A 12,012-nucleotide genomic window follows, 5' to 3' on the forward strand; every position below is an offset into this window, starting at 1 on the left:
AGCCGTAAATCAGTAATAGTGGGAAAATATCTCATGAAAACTTTAGTGCCTAATGATGAAGTGAAGAGGCTTGAAGCTCTTCATGAGTATCAAATTCTAGACACTCTACCAGAACAAGTCTTTGATGATTTGGCATTTTTAGCGACTCAGATTTGCCAAACACCGATCGCTTTGATTAATCTCATTGATGCCAAACGTCAATGGTTCAAAGCCAAGGTGGGACTGTCTGTAGAAGAAATGCCCAAAGAGATCGGATTTTGCCCTTTTTGCGTAGAATCACGTGATATTTTAGTTATTCCAGATACTTTTGCCGATGAACGATTTGCCACTTCACCTGTAGTGACTTCAGAACCATACGTACGATTTTATGCTGGTGTGCCTTTGTTAGCACCAGAGGGAGAAGCCGTTGGGACTGTATGTATAGTCGATCATGTTCCTCGTGAGATTACCTCAAACCAAATAGAAGCACTACAGGCTATTGGCCGCTTAGTTATTAGGCAATTAGAGTTACGGCGAAATCTCTCCGAATTAGCCAGTATCAAGACTGAATATAAACAGTCACAAATAGCACTACAGCACAGTGAATGTACTCTCCGTAGTTTCTTTGACAGTGCGCCCATGATGATGGGAGTCGTGGAACTTCAAGGTGATGATATTGTGCATATTTCTGATAATGCCACTAGTGCCAAATTTTTTGGACTGACTCCAGAAGTGATGCAAAATCGTTTTGCTACTGAGTTAGGTATCCCGCAAGAGTTTGTAAATGAGTGGATTAATTATTATCGTGAAGCTGAATATACTAAATTACCTGTCAGCTTTGAATACGCTTACAACCATCCCCAAGGTAAAAAATGGCTGAGAAGTACAGTTTCATCAATTGCTGCATGTTGCGGTTGCACTTCACAATTTGCTTATGTAGTAGAAGACATTACTGAGCGCAAACTTGCCGAAGAACATCTCCGTTGGCAAGAAGCCTTATTACGTTCTATGACAAGGGTTGCACCACTAGCATTTTATGTTGTAGATAATTTTACAGATAATATCCTGTATTTTAACGATCGCTTTTGTGAAATTTGGGGTATCCAACACCTCAAACCATTGATGGAACGTCGCCAATTAAAAAATCAAGATATCATTCCTGATTGCTTGCAATTAATATTAGATATTCCTGCTTTTGCCGAGTCCTGTAAACCTTTGCAAAGCGAAGACAACCAATGTGTTGTTGAAGACGAAATTTTATTTACCGATGGACGGACTGTGCGACGGTTATCAACTCAAGTTCGTGATGCCAATAATCAATATTTTGGACGTTTATATATTTTTGAGGATATCACAAAGCGCAAACAAGTAGAACAACAAATCCGCGAACAAGCAGCATTATTAGATATCGCCACTGATGCCATAATCCTCAGAGATTTATCTCATCAGATTTTACTGTGGAATAAGAGTGCAGAAAACCTTTACGGCTGGCGATTAGAAGAAGCTATAGGTAAGTATGCTGACGAGCTTTTATTTAACGAACCATTATCACTACTACGAGAAATTCATAACACAGTTTTAGAATCTGGTTTTTGGCAGGGTGAATTACAAAAAATTAGTAAATATGGCAAACAAATCATTGTTGAAAGTCGTTGGACACTGGTAAAAGATGAGCATCACCAACCAAAATCTATCCTTGTTGTTGACACTGATATCACTCAAAAGAAACAACTAGAAAAACAATTTCTACGCGCTCAACGCATGGAGAGTATTGGTACTCTTGCTAGTGGTATAGCTCATGATTTAAATAATGTCCTGTCACCAATTTTGATGTCGGTACAACTGCTGCAAATGAAATGCCAAGATCGACGCGATCGCCAAATCTTATCAATAGTAGAAAATAATGCCAAACGTGGTGCAAATTTAGTGAAGCAAGTACTATCATTTGCCAGAGGAATAGAAGGCGATCGCACTGTTTTGCAAGTCAAGCACCTGATTTTGGAAATGAAGCAAATCGTTGAACAAACATTTCCCAAATCAATTACTGTCAACACCGAAATTCAATCAGATTTGTGGAATGTTTGTGGAGATAGTACCCAACTGCATCAAGTACTAATGAACTTGTGTCTTAATGCTCGTGATGCAATGTCTGCAAGTGGAACTTTAACAATTTCTGCTAATAATATTGTCATTGATGAAAACTATGCCGAAATGCATCTAGATGCACAAGTAGGTTCCTATATCATTATCAAAGTTGCTGATACAGGAGTCGGCATTTCTAATGAACTATTAGACAGAATTTTTGAGCCATTTTTTACAACCAAAGAATTTGGAAAAGGTACAGGACTGGGACTGTCCACGGTCATGGGTATTGTCAAAGGTCATGGTGGTTTTATTAGTGTTTCTAGTACTATTGGTAAAGGTACAAAATTTCAAGTATATTTACCAGCAGTTGAAACACACACAAAACCACCGTCAGAAAATTTGGAAATGCCAAGAGGCCAGGGACAGTGGATTTTGGTTGTAGATGACGAAGCAGCTGTCAGAGAGATTACAGCAACTTCTTTAGAAAATCACAACTACAAAGTTATAACTGCTAGTGATGGTATTGAAGCTGTAGCACAGTATGCCCAATACAAAAACAAAATCAGTGCAGCAATTATAGATATGATGATGCCAAATATGGATGGCACAACTACTATTAACACATTGCTAAAAATGAATCCGCTTTTACGTATTATTGCTGTCAGTGGATTGGCAACATGTGAACAAATTTTACTCAATAACAAGACAACCCATACAGTTTTCTTACCCAAACCTTATACTGCACAGGAATTATTGAAAATATTACAAATGATTTAGGAATACTACATCAGCAGGTGTTGATGCACCCAAAGAGCAACTTGAGTGCGATCGCGTACGTCTAAATTCACAGAAAATATTGTCAGATAGGCATACCCGACATCTCCACGAGATCCGTTTTACTGTGGAGAGCATCCCAATTTTTAAAATACCTGGCGATTAGAAATCGCGGCTACAATTAGTCCGCCTGCGCGGACTAATTGTAGCCTGCGTAGGGCATCTATGTTTGTGTAGCTGCGACTTTTAGTCATCAGGGATTTTAAATAAAAATTGGGATGCTCCCTACTTATGCCTCACAGCTTATACCAATTTTCTTCTGTGAAGCTGCACATTATTTTGACCCCTCCCAACCTCCCACCCCCTTTCATCCCCCCTTGCCAAGGGGGGACAGAGGGGGGTTCGCAGGCGGTGGGGTTCTTTATATGAGTCTTCACAAAGAAATGGTATTACCAGCTTTAGTATCTGCTGCTACTGGGCTTGTGAACGATAAAGCTGAGAACTTGGCACTGTTTGATGTTGTCAAAGCCAACAACACGGATGAAGCAGTTGCCATACTGAGAACGACAAGATTGTACTTCGCTCAACACTTCTTGAGTACTTCTAGCACTGAACAAAGGCAGTTTCCACAATGTCCAGTAGTATACAGTAGGCTCAGAGGATTCGTTGAATTCGATCGCTGGAATGTAGCCTTGATTCAGAATGTATTGAATCTGCTTGGAAATTTGAGCATCGGTGAGGGGAGGAAGGTAGGAAAGGGTTTCGTAACGACGCTCTTTTGGTAGAGTTTGCATAGCTAAATGATAATTATTGCGGTTGACATTAGTTATTCAGTTATCAGTTATGGTTTGTTAACTGTTCACTGTTCACTGTTCACTGTTTTGATCTGAAGTTGCTTGCTGTTCTGATTCGGCGCTGGGGTTGGATTGGTTTAACTGCGTTATCCGCTCAAGATGCTGGCGGCGGTGTTCCATATTGGCTTGTAAAATACCAGCACGAACCATTTCCGGCAAGAATTCGGTTATTTCCTCCGCTATGTGTTCTCTGACTGTCATGATCCGCAATGCTAAATCCGGCTTTTCTCGGAAAAGTTCTTCAATGTAAGCCTCTCCGTCCTGGATTTTATCCTGTGCAGAAAATTTATGCAGCCAATATGCCAAGGGAGGATTGGTTTCACTGAGTTGAGCCAACACCGTCCTAACTGCCTGATAAGTCAGGTAGCTTTGCAGCGTCTTGGCTGTGTCCTTCGCAATTTGTTTCAGATTCATGCTTGACCCCAGCCCCTAATTAAGTAAAAAGTTAAAAGTTAAAAGTCAAAAGAAGGAAGAGTGATTTTCTTTTACCTTTTATCTTTTTACTTTTTACTTGAAGATCAGACGGTATCCATGGCCTCGAACTCGAACTTAATTTCTTTCCACAGTTCGCAAGCAGCAGCCAACTCAGGAGACCACTTAGCAGCTTCACGGATAACGTCGTTACCTTCGCGAGCCAAGTTGCGACCTTCGTTACGAGCTTGAATACAAGCTTCCAAAGCAACACGGTTTGCGGTTGCACCAGGAGCATTACCCCAGGGGTGGCCGAGTGTACCACCACCGAATTGTAGTACGGAATCATCACCAAAGATTTCTACCAATGCTGGCATGTGCCATACGTGGATACCACCAGAAGCAACAGCCATTACACCAGGCATAGAAGCCCAATCTTGAGTGAAGTAAATACCACGAGATTTGTCTTGCTCAACATAGTTTTCGCGCAGCAGGTCAACGAAGCCCATTGTAATACCGCGCTCACCCTCTAGCTTACCGACCACCGTACCAGTGTGAATATGGTCTCCACCAGACATCCGCAGAGTCTTAGCCAAAACGCGGAAGTGGATACCGTGGTTCTTTTGACGGTCAATTACTGCGTGCATTGCTCGGTGGATGTGGAGCAATAGACCGTTGTCGCGACACCACTTAGCCAAAGTTGTGTTGGCGGTGAAACCTGCGGTTAAATAGTCATGCATGATGATAGGCATTTTGAGTTCTTTAGCGAACTCAGCCCGTTTCATCATTTCTTCGCAGGTAGGAGCGGTAACGTTTAGGTAGTGACCTTTGATTTCGCCTGTTTCTGCTTGGGCTTTGTGAATTGCATCAGCTACAAACAGAAAGCGATCGCGCCAACGTTGGAAAGGCTGGGAGTTGATATTTTCGTCGTCTTTGGTGAAGTCCAAACCACCGCGCAAGCACTCGTATACTGCGCGTCCGTAGTTCTTCGCAGACAAACCGAGTTTGGGCTTAATCGTACAACCCAACAAAGGACGACCGTATTTGTTTAATTTGTCACGCTCAACTTGGATACCGTGGGGAGGGCCTTGGAAAGTCTTGAGATAAGCTACTGGAATCCGCAAGTCTTCCAGACGCAGCGCCCGTAAAGCTTTGAAACCGAATACGTTACCGACAATTGAGGTCAACATATTGGTTACAGAGCCTTCCTCAAACAAGTCTAGAGGATAAGCAACGTAAGCAATGTACTGGTTGTCCTCACCAGCAACGGGTTCGATATCGTAACAACGACCTTTGTAGCGATCTAGGTCGGTCAGCAAGTCAGTCCATACGGTAGTCCAAGTACCAGTGGAAGACTCAGCCGCCACAGCAGCACCTGCTTCTTCGGGGGGAACTCCAGGTTGGGGAGTCATCCGGAATGCGGCCAGAATATCTGTATCTTTAGGTGTGTAATCTGGGGTGTAGTAAGTTAGTCTGTAATCTTTAACCCCGGCTTGATACCCAGATTTTGTCTGAGTCTTCGTTTGAGCGTAAGACATAATTCCCTTCCAAGAAGTCACTCTTTCTACTTACAAACCACGCCGCGTGCAACCCCCTCTAACTTTGGCTGTTTCCCCCAAACAACAAAAAGATTTGGAACATCTTCATGTGTTTAGGTTGTCTTTGACTAAAGTTAGTGGTTTTTTGACTTAGGAGATTTGGTGGAAACCTTCATAAGTCTGTAATGGAACATTTACCCCTAAGAATTTTGGGGAAATTTTCTCACCAGTGTACTTGCGTTGTAGGCACACACTATTGTACGGTGTTATGTTCCCCTTTTTCCAGGAATAAAATTTTATTTACCTAGCTGTTGCTTGCACTCCCCTAAATTTATTCTTAACTTAAGGCAGTGGTGAACTTAAGACTGCAATTGCACACCACGTAATTTGTAACTTGTTTCACAATATATCAAGAATGTAATAAGTTATTCTTTGGAAGTTTTTAACTTTTATATTTGAATTTCTTATTAAAGAATCATTTCAACATTATGTTACATATGCTTTACAGAAACTCATTATCAGTTATATAAAGCAATCTCAAAACTCTCAGTAGTACTTATCCACTGGCGATCGCTCATAATTGATACATTGATACAAAGTTACCAAAGATAATATTGTTACATTTTGTTAGATTTTTCGGTTGTGCGATCGCTTGCTGTGTTTCAGCGATGCAAAATCGATTTCCAACTCACAAAATCCTCACATTCTTTACCTATTTTTAAATTAGAGATTATCTGCCCTAGTTCAACTTTAGGAACATTTACCATGATTCCTCGCAGCCACATTCGCAATATTGGCATTTCCGCCCACATTGATGCTGGAAAAACCACTATTTCTGAGCGAATTTTGTACTACACGGGCAAAATCCACAAGATGGAAGAGGTGGGTGGTGATGGTGATGGCGCGACGATGGATTACATGGAATTAGAACGGGAAAAAGGGATTACAATCACTTCCGCAGCAATCACCTGTTTTTGGAACGACACACAAATTAATTTAATTGATACACCTGGGCATGTAGATTTTACGATAGAAGTAGAACGTTCTCTACGAGTATTGGATGGGGCAATTATGGTGCTGTGTGGTGTAGCTGGTGTGCAGTCTCAGTCCATCACAGTCGATAGGCAAATGAAGCGCTATCGCGTGCCACGTATCGCTTTTATCAACAAATTAGATAGGATAGGTGCGAATCCTTGGCGTGTAGTTGATGCACTGCGAGAAAAACTTGGTTTAAACCCTGTGGTGCTACAACTACCAATTGGTTTAGAGGATAAATTCGAGGGTGTGATCGATTTAATCGAGATGAACGCCAATTACTTTACAGGAGAAAATGGCGAAAACTGGCAGAAAAAAACCATTTCTGAAAATTTACAGCCACAAGCACAAATTGCACGGGATAAACTCCTCGATCAAATATCCATGCATTCAGAAGCAATGATGACAAAGTTGCTAGCTGCTGAAGAAGTACCCAAGCAAATGATTTGGGATACAATTCGTCAGGGAACTCTGAGTTTGGAATTTACACCTGTGTTTATGGGTTCGGCGTTCAAAAATAAAGGTGTGCAAAACTTACTTGATGCGATCCCATTATATTTACCTTCTCCTCTCGAACGAGGCGCGATCGCAGCAACGAATGTCTCGACCGACACACAAGTACGAGTTCATCCCGAACCACAAGCATCAGTGATAGCACTAGTATTTAAATTAATTGAAGATGAATTTGGTCAACTAACTTACACCCGCCTTTATTCTGGCACACTCAAGCAAGGCGATCGCCTTTACAATAGCCGTACCAAAAAACAAGTCCGTATCAACCGACTAGTAAGAATAGAAGTAAATAAGCGACAAGAATTAACCTCTGCTGAAGCTGGGGAAATAATTGGGTTAATGGGGATTGAATGTGCATCAGGCGATACTTTGTGTTCCCCTGGTACAAATCTTTCCCTAGAAGGAATATTTGTACCAGAACCCGTAATGGCGATCGCTATCACCCCCAAAAGCCAAGAAGATATAGATCATATTGCCAAAGCCTTGCACCGTTTTGTGCGCGAAGATCCCACCTTACACGTCAGCACAGATCTAGAATCTCACCAAACTTTAATGTCAGGTATGGGTGAGTTGCATCTGCAAATATACTTAGAAAGGATGAAACGAGAATACCACGCCGAAGTTTATGTGAGTGCGCCTGCGGTAGCCTATCGGGAAACCATCAACCAGTCTGCAAGTTTTGACTACACCCTCAAAAAACAAACTGGCGGTACTGGACAATACGCCCATGTGAGAGGACGCTTGGAACCCTGTGCAGAACCTTTTATCTTTGAAAACCGAGTTGTTGGCGATGCAATCCCCACCCAGTATATTACCGCTTGCGAACAAGGATGTATCGATGCCCTGAAAACAGGATGGCTAAAAGGATATCCAATTACAGGAGTCAAAGTAATATTAGAAAGTGTTTCGCACCATCCGATTGATTCCTCAGAAATGGCTTTTCGTTTTGCAGCAAGACTTGGGTTTGAGGAAGCTTTTGCAAAAGCCAACCCAACTATTTTAGAACCGATGATGTTGCTGGAAGTGGAAACCCCAAGCCAGTTTGTAGGAAGAATTCAGGGTAAATTATTATCGCGACGGGCTTTGTTGCTGGGTTCGCAGACACGAGACAACGATGTAGTCATTCAAGCAGAAGTTCCGTTAGCCCAGATGTTTGGTTATTCCACAGAATTGCGATCGCTTTCTCAAGGAATGGCTACTTTCTCCATGGAATTTGCCGAATATCGACAGGTATAGGGATCAGTTAACAGTTAACAGTTATCAGTTATCAAATTAAACTGTTAACTGTTAAATGATTCATTCCCAATCCCCAAACTCAGCAACCAAGAATTATGTGGGATGCACTACACTTAATTAAGAAAGACCAGTGTAATTTCTGTAGTTGTCAGGTGCAAACTTTTTTTGCCAGTCTATTCAACCAAAATATATTCTGTAGGCAAGAAGCACACAAAGTAGCTGAATTGTTATAAAAAAAGTTTAAAGGAGATTAACCAGCCTCAAAAACCTTAACAAGAGGATGATCTTCTCCTGCTGTCAATAAACACGCTCAAGTTATAAGATCCTTGTGCAATCTCAAAAACCCGAAAAACTTGATTTTAATAGCGAATACCCCTGTCCCTGTCGTCGTCGGGGACGGTTAATTCCGATTACCCTCACAGAAGCGTTTGGGTGCGATCGCTGTCAACAAATCTTTGTAGTGGAAGATAATGGTTATGTGCTAGAACAGCTTTCTACAACCTATCCCTATAAACGCGCTTGGCGCTGGACAGGTTCTAGCTGGCAAGTAGTCCATCCGCGTTTAGGAGAAAGCTATCTACCAGTAGCACTTGGCATTATTTTCGTGCTAGTGATTATATGGTTGCCGTTAGCACTACGCTTGGCCAGTGGTTCTAGTATAATCGCTTGGGCAATGGTAGCAGTACTATTGGCAATTCTACCCGCACTGATGGTCTGGCTTACTTACAGACGTTGATTCAATGACAGTGGATGCTTTTGATCATAGCCCTGAAGCAATCGCCAGCACTAAACGTGCCTACGCTGCTTCTTTAAAGTTAGGAATTACCAAAGGGATAGATCGCAGTCGCGCCGTATTGGCTATGGCAGAGGCGATCAAACGTTCTTTTGACGATATTCTCGAAGCCAATACTTTGGATCTAGAAGCTAGTCGGGAAATGGCTATACCAGATTTGATTTTGGACTGGCTGAAGCTAACCCCAAGACGTCTGGAAGCAGCTGTAGAGATTTTGCAACGACTAGGAGAACTATCTGATCCACTGCGGCGAGTGCGTAGTGCTGACTACCAACTCGAAGATTCTCAGACCTATACGCAGCTAACACCTTTAGGAGTGATCGCGTTTATTTATGAAGCGTTTCCAGAGTTAGCGGCGATCGCAGCAGGTTTATGCATCAAAACAGGTAATTGTTTGATCCTCAAAGGTGGTACAGAAGCTAGTCACTCGAACGCGGCGATCGCTGAGGCTTTACAAGCTGGGATTGCTGATGCTGGTTTATCGCCTGGCTGTATAGAATTAATCCAGACTGAACATGGTGCTTCTATCCGTGATTTGGTCAGCCAAGACCAGTATTTAAATTTAGTCATTCCCTACGGACGTTCCAGTTTAGTACAGCAGGTAGTGCGGCAATCTACAGCACCAGTACTGAAATCAACAATGGGTAATTGTTACCTGTATTGGTCACTCAATGGCAGCTTGGAAATGGTACGTTGGATAATTGTCGATAGCCATTCTAGCCAACCAGATCCGGTGAATGCGATCGAAAAAGTCTTGATTCATCGGCAAGCTATGCCATCATCTTTAATTACCCTGTGGAACAGCTTACAAGAAAAAGGTTTTGCAATTAAAGCAGACGCAGAATTAGTAGAAGCTTTTCCCCAGTTACAAATAACTAAAGATGCAGAATGGGGAAGCGCTTATTTAACTAAAACAATTGCCTTTAAACTAGTGGATAGCTTAGAGGGAGCGATCGCTTGGATTAATCATTACAGTAGTGGTCACGCCGACTGCATCGTCACAGAATCTTACCAAGAAAGTCGGCAATTTGCCTTGGGAGTCAACAGTGCTTCCAGCTACATCAATTCTTCTCCCCGTTTCACCCGTAACCCCGCACGAGGAGATGGGGTATTTCTTGGTATGTCCAACCAGAAAGGCCATCGACGTGGCTTTATCAGCTTAGAAAGCCTAACCACGGTTAAACATATCGTGCAGGGAAATGGACGGTTCTAGCAAATGGAGAATTGGGGAAGGGAGTATCCTAGTTCCCTATTTTCCACAGACTTTGTGAAAAGAGTATTAATACTAACAGTTGAAATCCCCACCAGCAAAAGAATCTTCTAGAATGAGAGAGTGATTGAGTACATATACCAAGGAGGATGAAATAAAGCATGGCTGGTGGCGAGTCTCAGGCCCCTGTAAGTCTGTCAGACAGAGAACTGCAAATTATCGACTTAGTGGCCGCTGGCTTAACTAATCAAGAAATTGCAGCAAAGCTTGAAATTAGCAAGCGTACGGTTGATAACCATATCAGCAACATTCTCACCAAAACTGGTACAGACAATCGAGTAGCTCTTGTTCGCTGGGCTTTGCATTGGGGCAAAGTCTGCTTGAATGATGTAAATTGCTGTCCTTTGCCGAGTCCGAATATGACCGAACAAAATTACTAGTATGCTGACAAACCCATTTTGATTGGTTTTTGTTCATTTTTCTCCTCACGCCTGATGTTAAAGTGAGAACCTTTCAAAATTCAGCGCTACAGAGTACTGGAACATGGGTGAGGAGTAGGGACAGTTTTCCCCAACAATGAGAAAAATGTTTGCCAGGTTAAGCATCCCAATTGTAAGAACGAGGGTATTGGACATTTATTGGGGTATGGGGTATGAGCCATTGGGAATTACTATTACCTCTAGCACCTAGCCCTTAGCCCCTAGCTAATCAATTTTGGATTTTAGATTGACCGTAAACCTCAATCCAAAATCCAAAATCCAAAATCTCAAATTGCCACAGTCAACAAAAATTAGCAATAATCGCTAGGCTCAAAGGTTAAATTTGAAGGAAATATATATTGCTCCATTATCTTAGGGAGCAGTGCTGTTATGAATAATTTTGCTGATACCAAAATAGATGGGTTTCCTTTTGACTTATTTAATTTTGATTTAACAGCACCTCAACCCACCTTAGATGCTGATTTACTCAAACAGTTATCTTTTATTCCAGGGTTGAAAGAAATTCTCATGCTGCGGCAAGTTCATGCTTTAGAACATGCTACAGTGTGGCTTCTGAGCGAATCAAAAGTTACCCATCCTTCACCTTTTATCTCCAATCACATTCAAGTAGATAACAATTCATTTGGTGGTTTGTCTACAGAAGAAGGATTCTACCTCTACGGAGATGTAAATATTAGCGACTTGCGACGTGCAGCCACACTTGCTTTACATCGACTGATCAATGGAGAATGGGATTTAGCCGTACATCCCCGTTGTGGTACAAATGCATCAGTTGCAATGCTATTGACGGCTGGATTTGCTGTGAGTATGCATGTATTGCTACCACTAGGCATAATAGAACAACTTTTAGGTCTAGGAGTGGCAGCAACAACAGCCGCAGAATTAGCCCCTGATGTGGGTGCTTTAGCACAAAAATACCTAACAACTGCCATTCCTTTCAATTTAAAAATTGAAAACATAACACATACACCGGATTTGTCGGGACGGGAAGCATATTTTGTTAAAGTATGCTGGCGGGAGTGAGGGACAAGGGGGACAAGGGGGAAACTAATGACAATTGACCATTGACCATTGACCATTGACA

9 protein-coding genes are annotated in these 12,012 nt (G+C 42.1%); 6 read left to right on the plus strand and 3 right to left on the minus strand.

Going from position 1 to position 12,012, the window contains the following annotated elements; translation table 11 throughout:
* Positions 1-33 precede the first annotated feature (33 nt).
* The gene (locus AC5JMK_RS17470) at positions 34-2,841 is read left to right on the plus strand and encodes a hybrid sensor histidine kinase/response regulator (RefSeq protein ID WP_096674300.1); all 2,808 of its coding nucleotides are present in this window, start codon (positions 34-36) and stop codon (positions 2,839-2,841) included.
* 455 nt (positions 2,842-3,296) lie between these two features.
* Here AC5JMK_RS17470 and AC5JMK_RS17475 read toward each other — a convergent pair whose 3' ends face one another.
* From AC5JMK_RS17475 to AC5JMK_RS17485, 3 genes are all read right to left on the minus strand, one after another.
* On the minus strand, positions 3,297-3,632 hold the full coding sequence (locus AC5JMK_RS17475) for a ribulose bisphosphate carboxylase small subunit (RefSeq protein WP_096674298.1): 336 nt from the start codon (positions 3,630-3,632) through the stop codon (positions 3,297-3,299).
* A gap of 72 nt (positions 3,633-3,704) precedes the next feature.
* Positions 3,705-4,106 carry a RuBisCO chaperone RbcX gene (gene rcbX / locus AC5JMK_RS17480; RefSeq protein WP_495910680.1) on the minus strand — a complete coding sequence of 134 codons (402 nt, stop codon included), beginning with the start codon at positions 4,104-4,106 and terminating at the stop codon, positions 3,705-3,707.
* Positions 4,107-4,210: 104 nt separating this feature from the next.
* Positions 4,211-5,641 carry a form I ribulose bisphosphate carboxylase large subunit gene (locus AC5JMK_RS17485; RefSeq protein ID WP_096674294.1) on the minus strand — a complete coding sequence of 477 codons (1,431 nt, stop codon included), beginning with the start codon at positions 5,639-5,641 and terminating at the stop codon, positions 4,211-4,213.
* A 765-nt stretch (positions 5,642-6,406) separates the two neighbouring features.
* On the opposite strand from AC5JMK_RS17485, the gene fusA reads away from it, so the two are divergent.
* The 5 genes from fusA to AC5JMK_RS17510 all read left to right on the plus strand — a co-directional run bounded on the left by fusA (position 6,407) and on the right by AC5JMK_RS17510 (position 11,951).
* Positions 6,407-8,425 carry an elongation factor G gene (gene fusA, locus AC5JMK_RS17490; RefSeq protein ID WP_495910681.1) on the plus strand — a complete coding sequence of 673 codons (2,019 nt, stop codon included), beginning with the start codon at positions 6,407-6,409 and terminating at the stop codon, positions 8,423-8,425.
* A gap of 328 nt (positions 8,426-8,753) precedes the next feature.
* On the plus strand, positions 8,754-9,161 hold the full coding sequence (locus tag AC5JMK_RS17495) for a hypothetical protein (RefSeq protein WP_016861605.1): 408 nt from the start codon (positions 8,754-8,756) through the stop codon (positions 9,159-9,161).
* A 4-nt stretch (positions 9,162-9,165) separates the two neighbouring features.
* Positions 9,166-10,431, plus strand: coding sequence for a glutamate-5-semialdehyde dehydrogenase (locus tag AC5JMK_RS17500; protein WP_495910682.1), 1,266 nt, complete (start codon positions 9,166-9,168; stop codon positions 10,429-10,431).
* A 158-nt stretch (positions 10,432-10,589) separates the two neighbouring features.
* Positions 10,590-10,868, plus strand: a complete 279-nt coding sequence (pedR, locus tag AC5JMK_RS17505; RefSeq protein WP_096674287.1) for a photosynthetic electron transport-dependent transcriptional regulator PedR — start codon at positions 10,590-10,592, stop codon at positions 10,866-10,868.
* A gap of 429 nt (positions 10,869-11,297) precedes the next feature.
* The gene (locus tag AC5JMK_RS17510) at positions 11,298-11,951 is read left to right on the plus strand and encodes a DUF6391 domain-containing protein (protein WP_096674285.1); all 654 of its coding nucleotides are present in this window, start codon (positions 11,298-11,300) and stop codon (positions 11,949-11,951) included.
* Positions 11,952-12,012 lie beyond the last annotated feature (61 nt).

Source organism: Pelatocladus sp., from assembly GCF_059505505.1.

What these genes read in the sequence shown, in the direction of transcription:
- rcbX (WP_495910680.1), bottom strand. Translation starts at nt 4,106, where the DNA reads ATGAATCTGAAACAAATTGCGAAGGACACAGCCAAGACGCTGCAAAGC.
- AC5JMK_RS17500 (WP_495910682.1), top strand. Translation starts at nt 9,166, where the DNA reads ATGACAGTGGATGCTTTTGATCATAGCCCTGAAGCAATCGCCAGCACT.
- AC5JMK_RS17470 (WP_096674300.1), top strand. Translation starts at nt 34, where the DNA reads ATGAAAACTTTAGTGCCTAATGATGAAGTGAAGAGGCTTGAAGCTCTT.
- pedR (WP_096674287.1), top strand. Translation starts at nt 10,590, where the DNA reads ATGGCTGGTGGCGAGTCTCAGGCCCCTGTAAGTCTGTCAGACAGAGAA.
- AC5JMK_RS17475 (WP_096674298.1), bottom strand. Translation starts at nt 3,632, where the DNA reads ATGCAAACTCTACCAAAAGAGCGTCGTTACGAAACCCTTTCCTACCTT.
- AC5JMK_RS17510 (WP_096674285.1), top strand. Translation starts at nt 11,298, where the DNA reads ATGAATAATTTTGCTGATACCAAAATAGATGGGTTTCCTTTTGACTTA.
- fusA (WP_495910681.1), top strand. Translation starts at nt 6,407, where the DNA reads ATGATTCCTCGCAGCCACATTCGCAATATTGGCATTTCCGCCCACATT.
- AC5JMK_RS17485 (WP_096674294.1), bottom strand. Translation starts at nt 5,641, where the DNA reads ATGTCTTACGCTCAAACGAAGACTCAGACAAAATCTGGGTATCAAGCC.